This window comes from Candidatus Obscuribacterales bacterium (assembly GCA_019744775.1).
GTDB lineage: Bacteria > Cyanobacteriota > Vampirovibrionia > Obscuribacterales > Obscuribacteraceae > SBAT01.
Window position 1 is genome coordinate 370,647 of the sequence record JAIETZ010000004.1, and the last position, 22,084, is coordinate 392,730.

The window sequence follows — 22,084 nt, forward strand, 5'->3', positions numbered from 1 at the left end:
ATAATTAAACTAGGTAGAAATAAACACCCAGTTGCGATGCACTAATCCGGAGAGAAGGCATGGACGACGATAAGCAGGTCACCAAACCAGAAATCGCCTCAGAGGGCTCTAACAGCGCCATGAACGCGCCTTTAGAGAAAGCTGCCGCAGCAGGCAAACAAGACTCATCAGGCGCCTTGTCGCAAGCAGCCACCGAATCTGCCGAAGCCGAAAAAGGCAAAAAGTGGACAGGTGGACAACCAGGCGTTGCCCAACGGGACACTTCGTTCGACTCACCGGCTTCTCAACCAGCTGCGGCAAACACTCGCCCAAGCTCAATTTTCGATTTGGTCAACCAAGCTAGAACCGCACCGGCTCCTGAAGTTGCACCAATTCAAACAACAGAAAACTTCAATCGTCCGCAAGCTGCAGATAGCCGCGTACCAAGTGGTAACTGGAACGACTCAAATTTCTTGAGCCCACTTCCAATGCTTGATGCGTCAATGAATCAAGCGACAGAACAACAAGCTTTCCAACAATTGGCCTATGCACAAGCTGCAGTAGATCTGCTAACGCCGAATAATGTGCGCATTATCGTAAATGATTTAGAGAAGCTACAACGCGCACTTCCACTGGAAATGGAATCCACCAAAAGAGCCGCCATGCAAGAGCGCATTGCTACAGGCACTCGTATTCTCGACAGCCGCTGGGAATGCCCATTACGTCTTGCATTCGGCATGTTGAAAATAGCCTCCGCTGACGGACAACAACCACCGGTAGACGCGTTTCGTCTCTTGCAAGAAGCAGCACGCATAAATCCGGCTCTAAAAGACGATCCGGATGTCAAAGCAACAATGGATAAGTGCGCAAGTCTCTATGGCAATATGGCACAAGCTGTTAAACAGTCCATGGAACAAGCTGTTGTTGCCGGCGCTCAAACACCTGTTCAACAAGAAAGATCCGCCTTTCAAAACGATCCACAATTAGCACAAAGACTTGCTGAGCAAGGACGCAAAGCTCAACTGGATTCACCAGATCCATATGTACATGCCCGCGAGTCCGAAGTTCTAATGAGGACACAAGGCGTTCTCAGTCAAGACGCCAAACGTGAGCATAACTTGGCTATTGAATCAGCCAAGAAAGTTAAGAACTCCAAGGGCGAAAGCTACAATTTAGTTCTTGGCGAAATCACAAAAACCAAGGGCGTTATTACTGAAAAACAAGCTGCCCTAGCGAAACTGCAAGAGCAAATCGCGGAAGCTAAAAAAGCCAGCAAATCCATTGCTTCTGAAGTTATGGCAATTGAAGGTGCACGTGCCGCTGAAGAGCAGAAAACGCGCAGCGCCAATCTCTGGGAAGCTGGTACGACAATCTTCAGCCGTACACTCAAGTCCGTAACCGGCGACGCAGAAAAAGAAGACAATGCCCACAACGCTAAAGTTGCTGAAATGGTCAAGCGCGGCAACGCGTTACGAGATCTCGAAACAAAGCGTAAGGCTTTGGAAGGTGAGATCAAGTCTTCGCAAGATACTCTTAAAACACAGCAGACAAAACTAGCCGAAGTCGGCAAGCCGATTGCAGAAAAACATGTCGGCTATGCCAAGGCTCTTTTACAAGATGCTGAGGCTTGCACCAGTCAAGCCGCCAAAGCACTTGCGGAAAACAATACAGAAGAATTGCAGAAGAGTCAGGCCAAGCAATTGACCGACCTCGTAGAAGCAGCAAAGCAATTAAATAGAGCAGAAAAAATCACTCCGGATTTAGCAAACAACGAAGAGATCAAACAGCTCAAGCAGAGAAATTCCATCGTAAGTTCTTCAATCGGCGAAAACATCAAGGACCTTACGCCAGCACAACAACAAGATCTCGACGATCGCTTTTTAGCTGTGGTTAACGTTTACAATCAACAACGCTCTGACCAACTACAAGCAGCAATTGCCGGCGGCGCCAAACCAACAGAAGCTCAAGCAGCCCTGGTCAAGGAATTAGCCGACCTCGCCGGTTTTGTTCCTGAACTGCAAAAGGATGCAAAATTAAGAGCAGCAGTCGGACAAATTCTCAAAGGCGAGCGAATCACCGAAGAAAGTTTGACTGAATCAGCCAAGATTGAATCGAAATCGTTGAAGTTAAAGGAAAACGTCTTCCTTGGCGAACAAGCCATGCAACAATTTCAGGGACTCTTCCTCAACAGACAGTATAAGGATGCAGCAGAGTCCTTAAAAACGGCAATGGAGAACCAGAAGCCGCACGTTAAGCAATTGAGAAACGAATTGGGGCAAATAACAGAAGCACTAGGCTCCTGCACGACCCTTGAGCAAATGGCTCTTCTCAAACAAGGAAAGCAGGCCCAGGAAGAACTTATTGCTAAGGAAGAAAGCAAAGTTCTACAGTCAATTGGATTGCTCTACCTAACTGAGAAGCTTCCAATGCAGAAAGAAGACGGCTCGACTGTAGAGGTGCAAGGCCCGGGCTTCAAGCCGGAACAAGCAATTCAAGCACTAAATCAAGCCAAGCTGGATTTTCCAGGTATCGAGCGTAATCCTTTGTTTGAAAAACAAATGCTGATGGCTCAGGGACTTGAAAAAGACGTCAAAGCTATGGAGATAAAAGCTCGCGAAGATTCAGAAAAGGCCAAAGAAGCAGGAATAGATTTTGCCACCACTTTAACTAGCTGGGGTGGCGCTGCTGCCGGGGGCGCTCTGGCGACGGCTGGTCTTGTTGGCGCAGGTGTTATGGTAGCCGGAGCTCCAGTTACCGTTCCGATTGCTTTGACAATCTTAGGAGCATCAGCTCTTGTAGGCGCAGCAACAGGCGGTTTGACTAAGTGGGGTCTAGCAAATGCATTTGATGCCAAAGACAAAGACATGGGCAGCAACCTCTCCAAAGGTGCTTGGATAGGCGGCACAACAGGATTGGGTGGTGGAGGACTGAAAGTCGGCGGCATGGTTCTTGCAGAAGGGCTTGTCCTGGCAAAAGGCGGAACCACTCTATATCAGGGCGTCAAATATGCCGATGTTATGAATAAAGTCACAAAGGTAGCACCGATGAATAATACGGTTGCTGCAATACTCAAGGGGGCCAACGGCAATGTAGCCAGAGAAGTTAAACTTGGTGAAGAAATTCTGGAAGCACAACTAAAGCAAGGCAAGATAACTCAAGAAACATTCGACACGGCAAAGTCCTGGTTGTCTGGTGCCGGAACCGTTAAAGGCACACCAGTTAATACAGCCGAAATCCTGCAGAGTGTAGGAGTAAATATGGGTGACGATGTTCTCACCGCCGCTGGATTGAGAATGCAAGCAGCTGGAGGAATGGGTGGCACAAGAGCTATTGATGCCGGCTGGGAAGCGCTGAAAGCGGGTCTACCGCAAGCAAATAATCCTGCCTATCAATGGTGGCATGTACCTGGACACGTCATGAACCTAGGCAGAAGCGGAGTGAACAGCGTAAAAAATCTAGGTACGTTAGCAGCTTATTCAGCACCATACACCGCAGGTAGAACATTTGCTGCCGGTACGGCACTAGCTGCAGGTACCGGAACTTATAACGCCTACAAATATGGCTCAAAAGTAGCTGAAGGCGAAATGACAACAGGCGAAGCCTTTACCGCAACGCTAGGAAACACGGCCGTGGATACAACTGTAGGACTAGCAAGCATGGGAGCGCTTCGCGCGTTTTCTGCAAATCCTGCACTTATTGCCGACATAAAGACTATGGGAATGGCTTCAGTCGGGACAGGGGCTCTCAACTGGATGACTCGAGGAGCATTGAATAAGATGGGCGCCAAAGTGACCGGCGCCGGCTGGGCACAAGCACTTAGCCACGATAATGCCGGCATAGTTGCTCCATTCTTGCGCAACGCTGTACCGCTTGGCGCAAATCCGTTCAAGAACGTTGTTGTCGCAAGCGAACAATCCGATGCTGAATCAAATCAAGTGGCAGGTGTAAAGGGCGATCTCAGAAACTACGAAAGAGAAGTAGCTTCCGAAGGTACCGCAGACGGACAAGCTGAGAAGCCGACAGAAAAAGCTGAAGAATCACAAAAGCAAGATGTGGCTCAACAGGCTCCAGCTCCACAGCAAGCTATGCAGCCAAGCCCTGTAGTAGCCAACGTCGAAGAGACTAGAGAAGCACCTTCGACTGATGGTCCACCACAACCAATTACAGATAGCTAGTACTTAGCCTATACTTAGGGCATGCAAATTCCGTCCATATCGGTCATCGTTCCTGCTTACAACGAAGAGCGCCGCCTGGCAAGCACGCTGGAATCCATCTACGCGCACCTGAAAAAGCGTGGTGCACCCTTTGAAATACTTGTAATAGACGATGGCAGCCTGGATCACACTGATGACATAGTCGAAGAATTCGGCAAGAACAGGCAAGAAGTTCGCCTGATTTCCTATCACCCAAACAGAGGCAAGGGTTATGCCGTTAAGCTGGGTATGCTTTCCGGTCAGTATGATTTGCTCTTGTTTGACGACGCTGACGGGAGTTCACCTATTGATCAGCTTTCCCTTCTAGAGGCAGCTATTGCAGAAGGCAATGACATCGCTATTGGATCACGCAACTTGCCGCAAGAAGGCAAAACAGTTAAGACAGAAGTGTCTCGCAAATACATAGGCAACACATTCAACCTTATTGTGCAATCGCTCTTATTGCCCGGCATCCAAGATACGCAATGCGGATTCAAGTTGTTCAATCGGAAAGCTGCCAAAGATATTTTCTCCGTGACGCAGCTGGATGGATTTGCTTTCGACGTAGAACTGCTGTACATAGCTCGACTGCGCGGTTACAGAGTAAAGGAAATTGCTATTAACTGGACTAACGTAGCCGGGTCTAAAGTCAATGTTGTAATCGATGCCACAAAAATGCTTGTCGATGTTTTAAATATTGCAGGCGGTTCACTATTGGGCCGCTATAGAAAACTAACGACAAAGCAAGCTAAACAGCTTGGTTTGAACCAAGAGGAAAAATAATCAGTACGTTGAACGCATGAATTGCGCGATGTGTTCCTGAATGTCTTTGGCTGCCAATTGCTTAGAGCTACCACCAAGATCAATAACTTCTGTTATTCCGGACGCACGCCAGTTGCAATCATTATCAATAACAGCAGCAGCGACTATGAGTTTTTTACATGCGTTTTTGCATAGAGCGGCTAATTCTCCGGATGCTTTTCCTGAAAGTGACTGTCTGTCTAGTTTTCCCTCTGCACTTATTACTAGATCCGCCCACTGAGTTTTTCTTTCTAAGTCCAGCAACTGTGAAAGCCAATGGAAGCCGGAAATAAGTTGCGCATTCAGAGCCACAGCCAAGCCAAAGGCTGTTCCGCCAGCGGCACCTACTCCAGGAACGTCGCGCATATGCTTCCCTGTTGAACTCTCAAGAACATCAGCAAAACGACTAAGTCCCATTTCTAATTGCTGAACGGCGCTTGCGTCAGCGCCCTTTTGTGGTGCAAATATTTTTGCTGCGCCAATTGCGCCAAGCAACGGATTCTGCACGTCAACGGCAATTTTTAACGACTCTATTTTCTGTAAAGCGGACAAATCACAAGATACTATCTGCCCAAGGTGTCGCCCACCAAGCGAGACTTCCGACTTGTTCTCGTCGAAGAATTTAGCACCGAGCGCTCTTAATGCCCCTGAGCCACCATCGGTAGATGCACTTCCACCAAGTGTTACTACGATGTTATTCTGTCCTTTTTTCAGACAGTCCAATAGAGCTTCACCCAACCCAAATGTATGAGCAGACAAAGCTTTTCTCTCCGGCTCAATTAACCCGAGCCCGCAGCAGGTCGCAAGTTCAACAACAGCGCAATCCGGCAGCTGCAACCACGAAGCCGTATGCACTTCACCAATCGGTCCCTGGCAGTCTACTTGTTCAAAGTTTCCACCCAAAGCGTAGTGCAAACATTCAAGAGTACCGTCACCGCCATCAGCCAGCGGAGTCAGTTCAATCCGGCAATCAATTGCCGACTCGATTAATCCTGCCTCAATAGCTCTGGCAACCGTTACCGGCGACATCGTGCCTTTAAAGGCGGAAGGTGCAATCAAGATTTTCAGCATGTCATAAAAAAGCGTTGCAATTTGTTTTCAATGGACAGTTTACCTCTCGTCAGCTGGAAAGAGATGAAACATACTGATAATAGGAAAACACTCAGGAGGGTTCTGTATGTCAAAGGACGAAGGAAAACACCTGCTGGATAGACTTCTGAGCGTTGCCTGGCATTCGGAAAATAATGCTTCGTACTCGTCGAGCCAAATTGATGATGTAAGACCATATATAGAACAAAAACTCTGGCCCGGGAAAAATTATTTACTGGCAGGACTTTCTCATTTTTCGCAGTACCGCATCATCGGCACGCACCTTGAGACACGCCGAGCTGGGTACTTAGCGGTACTTTGCGAACGGGGCGATCGCTTTCACTGCGTGAGAGTATGCGACGCTTTAATGGCTGATGGATTTGAAGAAATTCTCGGCGAAGACGAACTGCATTGGTTAGCAAGCTTGCCTGCCGACACGCTAATAGGACCGGCTTACGATAGTTGCGGAAAGCGCATTCCAACAGCTTTTGCTATATGGCGCACCATTGAGCAAGATGCGCCTATACATTTAGAAATAGCGCGCAAATAGATTTACGAACGGGCGCATTCAATGCGCCCCTACAAAACAGGAAGATACTTTATGCTGCTATGACGCGAAGGGCAAATGACTATAGGTCAATGAATCTGCCGGTGCTTGAAAGTGTCTTGGTGTTTGAATTAGTTCTTTGATGCGATCTACGCGGAAGATCATTTCTTCATCACGTTCGTGGCAGTACGCCACCATTTTCCAAAGTCCTGATTCTTTGTACAACGCTAGTGGATTTAAGGTAACAACATCCACTGACTCTCTAGCAAAACTATAGTAATGAGCGCGCACGGTACGATGGTTAATTAGTGCTTGCTCGAGAGTAGGTAAAGTGCGATCGGTTGAATACATCGGATAGTTACATGGAGACTCTTCAGCTTCTACCTGATCAATTTCAGCCATGGCACAAGCCCTAGCCAACTCGTCTTCTTCCAGTTCTCCTGAGCTGAAAATAGATTCTAAAATCACTTCGGCAATTTCATCTGAAAGTCCTGCCAGATCCGGCGAAATATGCTGAGATATTTTGCCTATTATCTGCCTGATTAATTCATCTCGATCTTTGGCTTGGATGCTTATGCCTTCCACCAACTTATCTAACAGCCGCGCACCAGTCAAAAGCAATATGGCTTCCTCGGGAGTCAAATCCAACGAGAACTTCTGTCCCATCTGCATGCCTATACTCCTCATAAGTTAAGCCCAGTCCGCCTGAGCCTGTGGACCCCTAACCACTTCTCCTTGACTTCTTCTTTCAGTCTACACCGCAAGGCGAAATCCCGGTAGGGTTAAAGATCCTAGAGCTTTTCTGGTACCGCTTAATTCAATATGCCCAGGCAAGAGTCGAAAACGCGCTTGGCAGCACAAATTAGACCAATTCGAGCCCTGATTAACTCCGGATCGGACAAAGGCAAACCATCCAAAATATGAGACTGGTTTATCTCCAAAGCAAGGCCATCTATATAAGCATAAAAAGACTCATTTTTAGAGTGATGATATTTCGCGCTCTGCAACCAAAATTCATCCAACAAAAGCACCAATTTCTTATTAGCCTCATTGAAAGCCGGTTGGAGAATATGTATATCCCGGAGACACAAAACCTCAATTTCCTGCCATTGGCTGTCACTTAAAACAGGAAGCTCAAGGCAAGACTCAATGAGGTTCAAGCGTGGCTCTCTCACTTGCTGCAATGCGGCAGATAATCTTTGTCCTGTATAGCGCCAGTCAGTCCTGACTGCTTGAGTGCCCAATCCTCGCGGTAGTTCATTTTTTAGTATGTTGTGCACCACTAGAGCCAATGCGCGATTCGAAACTGTAAGGTTGATAAAGCCATTGCCGGCTACTTCCACTTTCTCCAACAAGTCAGAATCAATGAACTTAGCGATAGCTTGCGCTAACGGCTCGGCGGAATTTTTGGATTTTCCGGATAACCTAGCGGCGATTGCACAGGCATAATCTCCTCTGCCATCCTTAGTGGCAGATAGAATTTCTATCTCACCGTCTGCCGCCACTGATCCACTTTGCCACAAGGCAGAGCAGATGAGTTCTTTCAATTGCGTCCGAAGCATTTCCTTGTCGACTCAATGAGCGCGCACGCGGCCCAAAGTCTCCACAATTGTCTCGCCGAATTTTTTGGCAGCTTCCGGTCCATCCGCTGTAATTATGTTGCCGTCAGCAACGACATGCTCTTTCAGGTATTGAGCCTGTCCTTCTTTGAGTACATTTATTGCCGTCTCATCGGGCCAAACTGTAGCTTTCTTGGAGCGCAAGACGCCGGCTTTGGCAAGAACGGCTCCCGACAAGCAAATAGCTGCAACCACTTCACCCTTGTCATTCAAATGGGAGATTATCTTGTGGAGACTGGTATCACTCCAGAGGTGGCTTGGTGAGCCCATTCCACCTACGACAATGACACCCTGGTAATTGCTCGCGTTGGCATCCTGGACAGTCAAACTCGGACTGACTTTAGCTCCAAGCATTCCTTTTGCTTCACCCATGCGAGTTGAAGCAACATCCACTTGAGCACCTGCTGCTTCGAGAATTTCCTTTGGTGTCAGAAGCTCCTCATCACGAAATTCTTCCGGAGCAATCACCATCAAAATTCTTTTGCCGGCAAGCTTTTTATCGGCCATTTTTCCTCCACTACGGAGCACCAGTTTTGCTCCACATGTTGCGAACTTTGTTTATAAGGTTGTTCACACCGTCAGGCATGGCATCTGTCTGTGATCCACCCGACTGTTGGCGTCTTTTTGCGTCCATGTATTGGCGCATGCATTCTTCCAATTGCAATTGCTGCTCTTGATTGAGAATTTGCCTCTTGCGTAAATATATCGATGTGGCAAGCGATCTTAATTGTTCTTTCTTGCGAGCTATGGATTGTTGAAGCGAAACTACCTCAAGCGGATCCGACTTAGTGTCGGCCAGCAAATCCGATAGCCTCTGTTGATCGGCAACCATTTCCGGTTTTATCTGGTTGTAAGAACGATCCCACTGACCGTCAAGAACTGCCAATTGTTGTTGTTGCTGCTGGCTCAAATGGAATTGAGACCAGTCAATTGGGCAATGTGGATCAGTCGCAAAAGAAGCAGACGCGCAGGGTCCGGATGCGGCCAAAATAACCAGCAAAGACAAGGTAATTTGTTTTAGCGTGCTAGTTTTCATAGACAAACTGATCTGGATTATCTCCTTGGTCCTCGAGAGCAGAATCTATCATATAGGCTTCGGCGGTCAGATGCGAGTAACTTTGTTGCTGGCGAGTAACAAAAGCGACCACCAAACCAAGCGCAACAATAGCTGCTGCTATCGCATATGAACGCCGTTTGAACGGTATGACTTTAGCCGGCTGCTTTGGGCGAGCAGCAAAAGGAACGACTTGCAACTTGGCTTTTATTTCCGGCCATAGATCAAAGTCTTCGGGGATATCAGGTTTGTAATTTGTGCGAATAATATTTCCGACTGAATCAAGTTGGTCAAAATTGCCCTTGCAAGTAGGACACTGCATCAGGTGAGCAACGACATTGCGGTGGCGCAATGTGGCCACTTCTTGATCCAGGAATGCCGACAGCTCGCTTTGAATAAGAGCGCAGTCTTCGTTAAGACGTGAGCGCAATGCCGGCCAAATATTAACTTCAATGTCTTCCGGTAAGGCAAGGGCATTCTGGATAAGTCCACTAACTGTCTGCAGTTCACCTTTCTTTGTCGAACAATCGCCGCAGCTATCAAGATGCTCGCGGACGCCTTCAATGGTGGCCGGTGGCAGTTCACAGTCGACATAGGCGGATAAATCTTCTTCGGAGACGTGATCGCTTGATTCAATCTTGCCTGAGATAGCCTGCCAAATATCAGGCACATCGTCCGAGCTACGAGCGCCTGCCAAAAACTTGCTCAATCCGCCAAGTTTGTTAAAGGCATTACGACATGCCTCGCACTCCTTCAGATGAGTGTCGACAATCGTGGCGCGTTCAGCATCAAGCTCTCCGTCAAAATGAGCGGATAAGTCTTCCTTGAAGTTTTCGCAGATAGTCTCAAAATCTGGACCCATTAGCTGGAGACCTCACTGATTGAACCGGATTCTTCCAGGTATGGCTTTAGCAGTTCCTGCAATTTGCTCCTGGCACGGGCGATCCGGGACTTTACGGTGCCCATTTCGGTCTTGGTTAGTATGGCAATCTCCTCGTAACTCAAGCCTTCTACTTCTCTCAAGACGATGGCGGTACGAAACTGTTCCGGCAATTGGAGCATTGCGTTGCGAATTACGCCATTAATTTCACCACTGAGAACCTTTTCATCCGGTTTCATGGACGGATCAGGCACATCCCGGCTTGGACCGTCCTCGTCTTCGTTGCCCCAGGACTCATCCATGGACAAAGTAGACAGGCGCCGCGGGCGTTTTCTTAACTCGTCATAGAACAAATTGGTAACAATTTGCGTAAGCCAGGCTCGAAAAGAAGAGGGGTTACGCAAGTTGTTTATAGAGCGCCAGACACGGATAAAGACTTCTTGGGCCAAATCCGACGTATCATTCCAGTCGGGCGCTAACTGGTAAATAAGGGTGAAGACTGTCCGCTGGTGGCGTTTTACCAACTCTTCAAAAGCTGCCGGCTCTCGGCGCTGGCAAGCTAGGACTAAGTCTCTGTCGCTTCTTTGGTTTTGAGAACTAACCATTGATTAGAATTACCTCCCGCTTAATCCTAACATTCTGAAATCTCCGATAGGTTAAGCTTTTAGGGCATTGAAACCAAAGCAAACCAACCACAAACCCCGCACTTGCTTTGACTCCCAGCCCAGGCGAAAGTTCCTGATTTTAAGGTAAATGAAGACCAAGTATAGGATTAAACATGGCAAGCGCTCCCTCTCTGTTTATTGACAACGAGCATCTTTCAATCGCCACCGATCTTTATCAGATAACTATGATGGCTGGATATTGGGCTTTACAACCAGGCCGTCGAGCAACGTTCGAATTATTTGCCCGCAGACTTCCGGCAAATAGGGGCTGTCTAATTGTTGCCGGAATTGAACAGGCGATTCACTATTTGACTAATTTTAGGTTTACCAAAGAGGACATTGCCTTTCTCAAAAAACAACCGGCTCTGGCAAATACCGATGAGAAGTTCTTCGATTACCTGAGAAATTTTGCCTTCCGAGGCGATGTGTTTGCAGTGCCTGAAGGTACACCAATTTTTCCTGATGAACCAATCGTGCGAGTAACAGGTTCAATTATGGAAGCGCAGCTTGTTGAGTCTTATCTTCTCTCCGTAATCAACGCTCAAACGCTAATTGCCTCGAAGGCGGCAAAGATTATTGAAGCGGCAAACGGCAAACCTGTCTTCGAATTTGGTCTAAGACGAGCACACGGCCCGCAAGCAGCAATTTACGCCTGCCGTGCAGCTTACATTGCCGGGTTTGCCGGCACGTCGAATGTTTTGGCGGCAAAATTGCTCAATCTGCCCGTAGTCGGCACGATGGCTCACGCGTGGGTAATGGCCGGCCAAAACGAAGAAGAAGCATTGCATGAGTTTCGCAAACTTTACCCGCAAGCTACTTTACTCATTGATACCTACAACACGGAAAACGGTGCCGTATTGGCTTGCCGCACGGGTGAAAAACTCTCAGGAGTACGCATTGACTCAGGCGATCTTTATCAATCAAGCATAAATGTCCGCCAAATTCTCGATGAGGCAGGTCAGGCAACAACGAAAATTCACGCCTCCGGCGATCTCAATGAAGTCCTTATCGCTGATCTGGAAAAGAGAAAAGCGGCCTTTGATTTTTATGCGGTGGGCACTGAGCTCATGGTCTCTAAAGACTCGCCATCGTTAAACATCGTCTACAAATTGGTTTCCGTAACAGACAAAAATGGCAGGTGGCATCCTGTAGCTAAAAAAAGCTCCGGCAAAAGAACAATTGGCGGTGCCAAGCAAGTCCACCGAAAACTCGATGCATCCGGCAGATTTTCAGGCGACATTATTAGCCTAGATGATGAGGACGTCCCCGAGTCGCGCAAACTTCTGCAACAAATTATTTCCGATGGAGAGCTTTGTCAAAAATTGCCCAGTCTTGATGAGATTCGCCAGTATTGCGCCAAAAGCCGCCAGGAGTTGGGCTCCGAGTTTTTCAAAACCGGCGCAGACTATCCTAAATATTCGGTTGAACTGAGCCCACACTTGAATAACTTGCAAAACCAGGTTCTTGAGGCAATTTAATCTCGGGCACAAAGGCGTCGCACAAGGGTAAAATATACTCTTATGAAGACGTCAACCAACAACAAGCACTGGTTAGATTTTTCTGGTACCACATTTGGTGCCGTGCTTCTTTTGATGACAATCGTTGCTCCATCTTGTCGTGCCAATTCGAGCAATCTGCAAACCTGGCTATTAATTGCCGATAAATCAACCTCTACAAATACTTCATCACCTAAATCCTTCAGCGGCAACGCTTCCTGGTACGGCCCTGGATTTCACGGCAAAAAAACGGCTTCCGGACAAATTTTTGACATGAATAAATGCACTGCGGCACATCTAAAGTTGCCCTTTTCTACGCGCGTTCTGGTTGAAGATCCACGAACCGGCAATACTGTCATAGTGACTATAAATGACCGCGGTCCATACGTACGCACAAGAGTGATGGATTTAGCAAAAGGGGCCGCTAAAAGACTGGGCACATTTAGTCGCGGCGTTGCTTACATTGACTGTCTTGTCTTGGACGACTAATCGCTAATTTTTGCCTCTATCGCCTCGGCGCGTTTATTCATCTCTTCTGCTTCTTGCGTACGATGCATAAGCATCAGAAGCACTGCATAATTGCGCAAGCTGGCAGCCACGACAGGGCTATCGGGTCCAAAAGCCTTTTCACGCATCGCCAATGACTGTTTATACAAGGGCTCTGCTTCGGCATATTTGCCTTCTTGCCGGTAAAGTCTTGCCAAATTATTCAGGCTAGTGGCAATGTCACCTTCGCTTATGCCGCTTGTTTTTTGTCTTATGTCAACAACACGTTGAAATGACTTTTCAGCGTCGCTGTCTTTGCCTTGTTCTCTATAAAGAAGCGCTAGATCATTGACGCTATTTGCCACATCCGGGTGGTCGGGACCATACGCATTTTCATAAATGGCCACCACTTTCTTGCTCAAGTCTTCAGCATCGAGAAGCTTGCCTTCTACGCGATAGACTTCGCCCAGGTTGTGCATGGCGTCTGCCACAATTGGATTGGCATCACCAAGATTGGCTTGTCTTATATCCAGCGATCGTTTGTATACAGGTTCAGCCAATTCAAATTTTTCTTCTTCGCAATAAAGATTACCCATATCTTCCAATGTGTCGGCAACTTCCAGACTACCGTCACCAAGAGTCTTTTCACGAATGGCAAGCACTTGCTTATAAGTAGCTTCCGCCTCCGGGTAATTTCCCTGCAAACGGTTGAGCATGGACAAATTGCTTAAGCAGGTAGCAGCTTCCTTGCTTTCAGCACCTTTGGTCTTTTGCACTATGTCCAGACCCTGTTGAAAATGTTTCAATGCCTTTTCATAGTCTTCCTTGCGGCTATAGACAAGGCCAAGATTGTTGTACGCAGTGGCAGTGTCCAGACTATCGGCACCATGCACCTTTTGTGAAATCGTTAAGGCTCTGGCATAAAGTTGTTCGGCATCGTTAAGTCTATTTTCTTCTCGATAAAGAACAGCTAAATTGTTCAGACAGACAATGACATTGGCATTGTCCTCGCCATAATTTTTTTCAACAGTTGCCAGCGCTCTTTGCAAAGCGTCTTCAGCTTCTTTTCGCTTACCTTCCTTGTTATATAGAATTGCCAAGTTATTTAAGGCTTTGGCGACTTCGGGATCATCGGGGCCCTTTGTAGACTCAACAATTTTCAAAACTCGTTTATAAGCTTCTTCCGATAATGAGTACTTTTTGCGCAGCAAGTAATGCTGACCCATATTATTTAGAGTGGGCACTAAAGTTTGATTATCAGCACCTGCGATTTTTTCCTTAACAGCAAGAGCCCGTTTGTAAGTAGCTTCCGCCAAATCATATTGCTGGCTTGAGTCATAAGCGAGGGCTAGATTATTAAGTGTTGTCCCTAAGCGCGGGTCATCCTCAGGGAACTCTTCGGCATCCTTAACGGCGGAAGTATACTCTCTAATTGCATCGGCAAACTTTCTCTTGCTGTAAAAATTCTGACCGGCATCCATGTGCGAATCCCAGCTATTCTCATCGCACAGCCCGACCGAACCGAGCCCAAAGGAAAGCGCCAGCAAAGACGAAATAGCGAGTGTAGCAATCGATTTCATTACCCTTATTCTAGCGAGCGGAAAGAATATGGGGTGTTAAATTGTGGATTCTATTAAGGGGCATGCAGGCAAACTGACAGTAAATGTACTGCCGGCATTCTCCTTGCTGTCACACTTGATTTGCCCCTTGTGGGCATCAACAATTTGCTTACACAAATACAGACCTAAGCCCATGCCGCGATTTGCTTCCTTGCCGGCTGCGCCCTGAAAACAGCGCTCGAACAATTTACCGGAATCTTCTTGCGAAATACCCGGACCACTGTCCTTTACAGCGATATGTATCTTGTCGCCGGTACTCCAGGCTTTGACTGTAACTTCCTTACCCGAATCGCTGAATTTAATTGCATTATCGAGCAAGTTTTGCAAAACGCGCCGAATAGATGTTTGATCCACTTCAGCCATACGAAAATCACTGGACATATCCACTCTTATATCAATGCCACGGTTGAGTGCCAAAGGTGAAAGATCGGTGACGGAAGTTTTGATAATTTCACGCATATCAGTTTCAACTAAAGCCAGTGAATGAATGTCTTTTTCATAACGGAAAACATCAAGCATGTCCTGGATCAATTGAAGACAGCGTTTGTTGGTAGTCACTATCTGCAAGAGAAGACTTCTTTGCTGATCGTTCACATCGCCCAACTTGCCGTCAGCAATAAGTTCAACGATGCGATTTACGCCTAAAAGAGGTCCTTTTAGATCGTGAGTAAGCGTTGCGGTAAAATCTTCACGCTGTTCCAAAAGCAAAGTTCGCTGCTCTGTTTCTTCAACTCTTTTACGGGCTATGGAACTGCCCAAGACGTTGGCTACGGCTCTTAAAAAGGTTATCTCATTGTCGTTGAAAAGTCTCTTTGCTTTGGAGTAAACGGCAATGACGCCGTATGGACTGTCATGCCCTTTGACTACAACACTCATAGCACTGGTGGCACCGTGCTCACGCATGAAAGAAGTCTTGAAGCGATCTTCGTGTGCTAGATCTTCGACCAACACGCATTCATCAACAATAAGCGTGTAGCCGGCTAAGGACTCCTTTCCGGCACTAACTGCCGCCTGTCCAACTAAGTCTCCGGGAAAACCGACAGAAGCTTTGACCACAAGTGATCTGCCCATCGGCAATAATTGCATAATAGTGCAATAGTCAACGCCTAAAAGTGAAACCACCTGATGAGCCGCTTGCATGAATACCTTGTTCAGATCGGCTCCGTCTAGGGCGATGCGACCCAGTTGGGCAACAGAAACCTGAAGGTGGAGGTTGTCCGCAAGGGTTACTTGGGCTGATTTCAAGTCTCTTTGAGCCAGTACTCGTTCAATGAATTGTCCAAGCTGCACGCTTGTCGCCTGCAACAAGTCCAACAAATTATTGTCCAACTGCTTCTGGTCACGGCTAAAAAACTCAATCACACCGACAACTTCATTAGCCAAAATAATTGGGAATCCAAATGCGGCATGCAGTCCATACGCTTCTGCTGAGTGCATGCGCAAAAAGCCGCTGTCCTGGGTGACGTCGTCACTCCAAACGTGAGACTTATCCTGCCAAACCTTGCCCGGCATCCCCTGTCCTTTTGCATAAAGCAACTTGCGGCAGGCTTCGACAAAGTCCTTAATTTCGAAGGAATCTTCCTTCCAGACATTCAAGCAAACAAGCATGTCTTCCTGCTTGTCCAGGTGCCATATGAGTCCGACATCCAAACCCATATGTTGGCAGATGATCTTGAGGACCTGCCTAATTGCTTCTTCCAAATCAACACTATTGGCCAGAACGCTGACAATAGCGTACTGAACCCGCAAATGACGCTGGCTACCTTGCCAATCATCCTGCCCTGAACCTGCAAACATCATGTCCGCCCCAATCGAAATTGATGTTCAAAGGATTTCGCTAATTGTCGTGCTAATTCGACGAAGCCCTTACCAACCCTGTAGTTTAGTATACTCTCACATAGCACTCTAGCCTAGCCTCAAAAGTGTGATCTTGACTAGCCGAGTTTTCAAACTGACAAGATAATACTGGCTCAATTTAGAGTTCCTGGATAGTACTTAAATTGGCGGAGCGGGTTGAAAAGGTGATAGCATAAGCTGGAAGTTGAGCTTGTTTCAGCGTTTTCATGCATTGACGCTTAGAAATTCAAGCCAGATTAGTCACTGGTCAAATTCGGCTGGCGAAGCCAAAAAGTGACCGCTAACAAGGAGAAATGCACTTGTCTCACCGTTACCTTTTTACATCCGAGTCAGTTACTGAAGGACACCCCGACAAAATTTGCGATCAAATTTCAGACGCGGTGCTTGATGCCATCCTCACCCAGGATCCCACAGCACGTGTTGCTTGCGAATGTTCAGTAACAACAGGACTTGCGTTGATAACCGGTGAAATCACAACGAAGACCTTTGTCGACGTTTCCAAAATTGCCAGAAAAGTAATTGCCGATATAGGCTACGAAGGTGAACGCTCGGGCGGCTTTGACGCTCACAGCTGCTCGGTTCTTGTAGCATTGGATGAACAATCGACCGATATTGCCGGCGGTGTAACTGATTCTCTGGAAGAAAGACAGGGCAGTGCCGACGCTTCCAGCTCGACAGGCGCCGGCGACCAGGGCATGATGTTTGGTTTTGCTTGCAACGAGACTCCTGAACTTATGCCGATGCCTATCTCAATTGCGCACCGCATTGCGCGCCGATTGGCTGAAGTACGCAAAGAAGGCATTCTCAAATACTTGCGTCCTGACGGTAAGACACAAGTGACAATTGAATATGAAGGCGATAAGCCTGTCAGAATCGACACTATCGTTGTCTCTACTCAACACGATCCGACAATTGACGGCATCACCGATAACGTCAAATTGCAAAAGCGCATTGAGTCTGATTTGAAAGCTTATGTAATCATGCCTGTCTTCCAGGACATGCCGATTAAACCAAATGATTCCACACGCTACTTCATCAACCCATCGGGTCGATTTGTAGTTGGCGGACCGCAAGGCGATTCCGGTTTAACCGGACGCAAAATAATTGTCGATACGTACGGCGGTTATTCAAGACATGGCGGCGGCGCGTTTTCTGGCAAGGATCCAACTAAAGTAGATCGCAGTGCAGCATATGCGGCACGTCACATCGCAAAAAATATTGTCGGCGCAGAACTGGCCGAACGTTGCGAAGTGCAAATTGCCTATGCAATCGGTGTAGCTCATCCTGTATCAATCCATGTCACAACCTTCGGCACCGGCAAAATCAACGACGATGAAATCGGTGAGATTGTCAAAGCCAATTTTGACTTGAGACCGGCAGCAATCATCAAGAATTTTGACTTAACCAATTTGCCTAAGAAAAACAACGGACGGTTTTACCGCAATGTTGCCGCCTACGGACATTTCGGCCGCACAGATTTAGATCTGCCATGGGAAAAACTGGACCGTGTTAACGACCTCAAGCAGGCTCTTAAGCAAGCTGTTCGGGCCTAAGATAAATTCGCGCCTAAGTCATTAATTGCCGATATAATACTTTCAGTGGACTTAAGACTACGGAAAGCATGACTCCATGACTATTGGCTCACTGACGGTTAATCCGGGCGCCCCTGATAGCTATTCAGTTAGACTGGAAAAAGGCAGTTCTTTTAGGATTGGCCGCAAATCTCCTGTTGCCGGCGAAGGCAAGCTGGTCTTGCCATCTGCCGAGGTTTCGGCCCAGCACGCTGAAATCACCCACATGCCGTATGGGCTTATCATTCGCGACACCGGCTCAACGAATGGTACACAGCTAAACAGCGAATGGCTCATACCTGGACGCGAGTACATTTTACGCAACGGCGATCGCTTAACCATCGGTCCATTCAATTTATTAGTCGAACTAACACAGGAAGGCGGCGGCACCGGTCTTGATGCAGACATGGAAACCACCCGCTTACGCATAGATGTGGTCAATGCCACCATTCTCGTAGCTGACTTAAAAGGCTTTACCGGGTTGATGGAAGCTTATGCTCAAGATCCGGGAATTGTCATGCAGGCAGTGCAGCAAGTCTTTCAATATCTAAGAGAAGAAATTCGCACCAACCAAGGTCAGTTGGACAAAATTGCCGGCGATGCAATCATGGCTTACTGGCATGCAGATCCATCTGCACCCAACGAACATGCACTCAAAGCTTGCCAGAGTGCCTTGCAGTTACGCTCTGTAATTAAGACTATTGCTCGCGATCGTAATTACTGGCCCTTCCCGGATTTCCCTCTACAGTTAGATATGGCGATTGCTTCTGGACCTGTTGCATCAGGCACGCTTTTATACGATGAATCAAATCAGGCGGTGTTAGGTGACACGGCGAATTTGGCATTTCACCTAGAAAAACTTATCGGCGAGGACAATGCCGGAGACGTAGTTGTGGAAAGTCACGCCTACGATCTTTCCAAAGATTCCTTCAGCTATGAGAGTCTTGGACAATTCAACATCAAGGGTAGACAGCAACCGGTCACAGTTTTCAGACTGGTCGACTATTTGAGGAATCGATAAAAGTGGCGGCGAGCGAAAGGCTTAAACAAGCAGCAGGTCGTCTCATCGTTGGCAAAGTCCCCGGTAAAATACTTGACGATGAGTCACGTCGCCTGCTTCAAGATGGCACCATGGGCGGTGTTACGTTCTTCAAGGACAATGCGGATAATTTGTCTCAATTGTCTGATTTGGTTTTCGACATTGTGGAAGCTTACGCTTCCGGAACCGAAGCTGTACCTTTCATTACTGTCGATCAAGAAGGCGGAGCCGTCCAACGCTTTGACCAGGTAATTACTCCCCTGCCTTCAGCAATGGCTTTAGCTGCTTGTCAAAACGTGAACACAGTTCGAGACATTACCGCTATTAATGCTCAGGAATTAAAGCTCCTGGGCTTCAACTGTCTATTGGCACCTGTTCTAGACATCACTATCAATGAAAAGAATCCGATTGTTTCAACGCGCGCTTTCAGCAACAACATCCGCACGGCACAGTCACTAGGCAAAGAAGTAATTGAGACTTTGAAAAGTCAGGCAATGCTTGCAGTAGGAAAACATTTTCCAGGACATGGCGGTACAACCGATGATACCCATCTTGCATTGGCCGTAAATGATAAAAGTCTTGCGGAACTGACGGAAACCGAACTTCAACCATTCAAAGAAAATATTTCTCGGCTGCCGGCAATGCTTACATCGCACGTATGGTTCAGCAGCATTGATGAAAATCCCTTACCGGCTAGTTTGTCTTTGAATATAACCACCAAGCTTTTACGGGAAAACCTGAAATTTGATCGTCTTGTAATTACCGATGATCTTCTGATGAAGGCAATAACCAACAAATGGGGACTCGGCGAAGCTGCGGTTATGGCTCTTGAAGCCGGCGCCGACGTAATACTCACATGCGGCACCGCAGCAGAAATCATGTCCGTTCATCAAGCCATAATTAACGCCGTCGAATCAGGCCGGCTCACAGAAGAAAGATTGGAGCAATCACTTACGCGCCTGGAGCGTGCTTTGTTGCCATTGTCCAAAGAACGTTATTTCAGTATTCGCGCAGGCAAACGTCATGATGCAATTACTAAGATCGAAAGCTCACTCACAAAGAATCGCAAAATTGCATTTGAAGCATCCATATCTGCGATAACTCAATTACGTGGAACCTTGCCGGATTTGAATTCCGAAAACTGGATAGTCGTAAGCCCCGATCACCCGCGATATCCTCTTGATCTGGCAAGCTTTGTAAATCGCTCCGGACTTAACATTCGTCAAATACGCTACAGCTTAAACCCAACTCTGGAAGAGTGTCAGTCAATCCAAACTGAAGTAAAAGGCCACAACTGCATCTACCTGACCTTCCGAACAGCTATCTATCAAGAACAGGTATTGCTCGGCAATATGCTGAAATCAGAATGCAAAAACACATTAGCTGTGGCAACGGATGCACCATTTGATGCCAACCATTTACCCAACTGGGAAAATTACCTAGCTACATTTGATCCAAGCGATTTAGCCATGGAAGCATTAGCAAGCATCCTCTGTCTCAAGAGAAAACCAACGGGACAATCACCTGTGGCACTAAGCACCGCTTCAATCAAGTAATTGATTAGTAGTCAAATCAGACTTGATGGACACAAGTGATTGACAGGACAATTCGGACAGTCCGGTTTTCGCGCGTAACAGGTGCGTCTTCCATGCCAGATGAGAGTTATCGATAGTTTTGACCAGTCTTGTCCGGGAAACAGCTTTTGCAAATCCTTCTCGATTTTCAGAGGATCTTCTTGCCTACTAAAACCCAGTCGCTTAGACAGTCTTTGCACATGTGTATCAACTGACCAACCAGGAATATCATGTGCTACACCCAATACAACATTGGCCGTTTTACGCCCTGCTCCTGCTAATGTGGTCAGCTCTTCAACTGTTTTAGGCACTTTACCGCCAAACTTTTGAATCAGTCCTTCTGCACAAGCTTGTATATTACGTGCCTTGGCGTTGAAAAACCCGGTCGGGCGAATAAGTTGCTTTACTTCTTCCAGGTTGGCTTCCGCCAGAGCCTTGGGTGTCGGGAAACGCTTGAATAATTTAGGCGTGACTTTGTTTACGGTTACATCAGTACACTGCGCAGAAAGAATAACAGCTATCAGCAGTTCGAAATCATTCTTGAAGATGAGCTCGCAATCAGCATCCGGATATCTCTTGCACAATAGATCCATAATTTCTTGCGCGGTATCCTTGCTTACCTTTTTAAATTTAAACGCAGTTGTGGTCGCTTTAGGTTTAGTCGGCATGAGTCAATTACCCCAAAACCTTAAGACCATTTTTTACCGAGCTGGCTAACAAAATATCTAATTTGTCCGCCTCAGATCGGGCTTTTAGCTTGCTGCGAACAAAATGCGCCATTTCCAAATCGCTGGTTAGAGCAAAAATGGTCGGACCACTGCCTGTCAGTTGCACATAAGGACAACCGTAAGATTGAAGCATCTGCTTCAATTCAGCCAACTCAGGATAATGGGCATAGACAACAGGTTCAAAGACATTGCCGAACGCCTCGATAGCACTCTCAAGTTCACCAAACGAAATTGCCCCTACGGCATTTTCCAGATTCGGTCGACGAATGCCGCCACTCTTTTCGGCAAGATAGATATCGTATTGCTTGTAGACCCATGGAGTAGAAAGCGCAATGTTTTTTGGTTTGACCAAACAAAAGTTGAGCGGCATACTTGATTCAACAGACTTCAAAAGATCACCACGCCCCAATCCCACAGCTATGCCGCCTGCGACACAAAAGGGAACATCCGCACCAAGTGTCCGCGCCAGATCTTGCAATTCTTCGCCGGCAAGAGGTTGACCGTAAAATTCGTTCAATGCCATAAGCGTAGCGGCTGCGTTGCTGCTGCCACCGGCAAGTCCTGCCGCTATAGGAATGTTTTTCTCTACGTCTACTCTTATTGAAAGTGGTTCTAATTGCGGGCATTTCTTGAAAAACGCGTAAGCTGCCTTATAGATCAAATTGGAATCATCCAGAGGAAACTGCTTTTTGTCTTGCCCTTCCCTCAGCATGATGTCGACATTAAAGGCACCGCGCGTGAACGCAAAGGTCAGGTTATCGCCAAGATCAATTGCTTGCATCAAGGTGGCAACTTCGTGATAACCATCCGGCAGAAGGCTGACAATATCAAAGGTCAAATTCACCTTCGCCTGAGTCTTCACTGCCAATTGCCGCGTCATCGCTGCT

Annotated in this window: 19 protein-coding genes; 8 read left to right on the top strand and 11 right to left on the bottom strand. The window is 47.2% G+C overall.

The genetic code is table 11. The annotated features are described in order from the left end of the window. Window positions 1–59 precede the first annotated feature (59 nt). Window positions 60–4,154, top strand: a complete 4,095-nt coding sequence (locus K2Y22_11130) for a hypothetical protein (protein MBX9878999.1) — start codon at window positions 60–62, stop codon at window positions 4,152–4,154. A 21-nt stretch (window positions 4,155–4,175) separates the two neighbouring features. After that, window positions 4,176–4,955: a glycosyltransferase family 2 protein gene (locus K2Y22_11135; protein ID MBX9879000.1), complete on the top strand. Its 780-nt coding sequence runs from the start codon at window positions 4,176–4,178 to the stop codon at window positions 4,953–4,955. Here the strand turns inward: K2Y22_11135 and K2Y22_11140 are convergent, their stop codons facing one another. Further along, entirely contained in the window at window positions 4,956–6,044 is a 1,089-nt protein-coding gene (locus K2Y22_11140) for a glycerate kinase (protein ID MBX9879001.1), read from the bottom strand. Between the two features lie 106 nt (window positions 6,045–6,150). On the opposite strand from K2Y22_11140, the gene K2Y22_11145 reads away from it, so the two are divergent. Beyond that, the gene (locus tag K2Y22_11145; GenBank protein MBX9879002.1) at window positions 6,151–6,612 is read left to right on the top strand and encodes a hypothetical protein; all 462 of its coding nucleotides are present in this window, start codon (window positions 6,151–6,153) and stop codon (window positions 6,610–6,612) included. Between the two features lie 57 nt (window positions 6,613–6,669). On the opposite strand, the gene K2Y22_11150 is transcribed toward K2Y22_11145, so the two are convergent. From K2Y22_11150 to K2Y22_11175, 6 genes are all read right to left on the bottom strand, one after another. Further along, window positions 6,670–7,281, bottom strand: coding sequence for a WYL domain-containing protein (locus K2Y22_11150; GenBank protein MBX9879003.1), 612 nt, complete (start codon window positions 7,279–7,281; stop codon window positions 6,670–6,672). 140 nt (window positions 7,282–7,421) lie between these two features. After that, window positions 7,422–8,171: a hypothetical protein gene (locus K2Y22_11155; protein MBX9879004.1), complete on the bottom strand. Its 750-nt coding sequence runs from the start codon at window positions 8,169–8,171 to the stop codon at window positions 7,422–7,424. Window positions 8,172–8,183: 12 nt separating this feature from the next. Further along, the gene (locus tag K2Y22_11160; protein ID MBX9879005.1) at window positions 8,184–8,735 is read right to left on the bottom strand and encodes a DJ-1/PfpI family protein; all 552 of its coding nucleotides are present in this window, start codon (window positions 8,733–8,735) and stop codon (window positions 8,184–8,186) included. A 10-nt stretch (window positions 8,736–8,745) separates the two neighbouring features. Continuing rightward, window positions 8,746–9,270, bottom strand: coding sequence for a hypothetical protein (locus tag K2Y22_11165; protein ID MBX9879006.1), 525 nt, complete (start codon window positions 9,268–9,270; stop codon window positions 8,746–8,748). Further along, window positions 9,254–10,144 carry a zf-HC2 domain-containing protein gene (locus K2Y22_11170; GenBank protein MBX9879007.1) on the bottom strand — a complete coding sequence of 297 codons (891 nt, stop codon included), beginning with the start codon at window positions 10,142–10,144 and terminating at the stop codon, window positions 9,254–9,256. Before K2Y22_11170 ends, K2Y22_11165 begins: the two co-directional genes overlap by 17 nt. Beyond that, entirely contained in the window at window positions 10,144–10,767 is a 624-nt protein-coding gene (locus K2Y22_11175) for a sigma-70 family RNA polymerase sigma factor (GenBank protein ID MBX9879008.1), read from the bottom strand. Before K2Y22_11175 ends, K2Y22_11170 begins: the two co-directional genes overlap by 1 nt. A gap of 173 nt (window positions 10,768–10,940) precedes the next feature. Here K2Y22_11175 and K2Y22_11180 point away from each other — a divergent pair, with 173 nt between their 5' ends. Together K2Y22_11180 and K2Y22_11185 are read left to right on the top strand one after the other, a co-directional pair. Beyond that, window positions 10,941–12,305: a nicotinate phosphoribosyltransferase gene (locus tag K2Y22_11180; protein ID MBX9879009.1), complete on the top strand. Its 1,365-nt coding sequence runs from the start codon at window positions 10,941–10,943 to the stop codon at window positions 12,303–12,305. Between the two features lie 42 nt (window positions 12,306–12,347). After that, window positions 12,348–12,812, top strand: a complete 465-nt coding sequence (locus K2Y22_11185; GenBank protein MBX9879010.1) for a septal ring lytic transglycosylase RlpA family protein — start codon at window positions 12,348–12,350, stop codon at window positions 12,810–12,812. Here K2Y22_11185 and K2Y22_11190 read toward each other — a convergent pair. After that, entirely contained in the window at window positions 12,809–14,389 is a 1,581-nt protein-coding gene (locus K2Y22_11190; GenBank protein ID MBX9879011.1) for a tetratricopeptide repeat protein, read from the bottom strand. The genes K2Y22_11185 and K2Y22_11190 overlap by 4 nt on opposite strands. 36 nt (window positions 14,390–14,425) lie before the next feature. Beyond that, window positions 14,426–16,228: a GAF domain-containing protein gene (locus K2Y22_11195; GenBank protein ID MBX9879012.1), complete on the bottom strand. Its 1,803-nt coding sequence runs from the start codon at window positions 16,226–16,228 to the stop codon at window positions 14,426–14,428. A gap of 356 nt (window positions 16,229–16,584) precedes the next feature. On the opposite strand from K2Y22_11195, the gene metK reads away from it, so the two are divergent. From metK to nagZ, 3 genes are all read left to right on the top strand, one after another. Further along, window positions 16,585–17,838 (top strand): methionine adenosyltransferase, encoded by a 1,254-nt coding sequence (metK, locus tag K2Y22_11200; protein MBX9879013.1) that lies wholly within the window; start codon window positions 16,585–16,587, stop codon window positions 17,836–17,838. Window positions 17,839–17,914: 76 nt separating this feature from the next. Further along, window positions 17,915–18,877 carry an adenylate/guanylate cyclase domain-containing protein gene (locus K2Y22_11205; protein MBX9879014.1) on the top strand — a complete coding sequence of 321 codons (963 nt, stop codon included), beginning with the start codon at window positions 17,915–17,917 and terminating at the stop codon, window positions 18,875–18,877. Window positions 18,878–18,879: 2 nt separating this feature from the next. Further along, a complete protein-coding gene (nagZ, locus tag K2Y22_11210; GenBank protein MBX9879015.1) occupies window positions 18,880–20,451 on the top strand; it encodes a beta-N-acetylhexosaminidase in 1,572 nt (523 codons plus the stop codon). Window positions 20,452–20,462: 11 nt separating this feature from the next. Here the strand turns inward: nagZ and nth are convergent, their stop codons facing one another. Then, window positions 20,463–21,137: an endonuclease III gene (gene nth / locus K2Y22_11215; GenBank protein ID MBX9879016.1), complete on the bottom strand. Its 675-nt coding sequence runs from the start codon at window positions 21,135–21,137 to the stop codon at window positions 20,463–20,465. Between the two features lie 7 nt (window positions 21,138–21,144). Further along, window positions 21,145–22,077: a 4-(cytidine 5'-diphospho)-2-C-methyl-D-erythritol kinase gene (ispE, locus tag K2Y22_11220; protein MBX9879017.1), complete on the bottom strand. Its 933-nt coding sequence runs from the start codon at window positions 22,075–22,077 to the stop codon at window positions 21,145–21,147. Window positions 22,078–22,084: the final 7 nt, after the last annotated feature.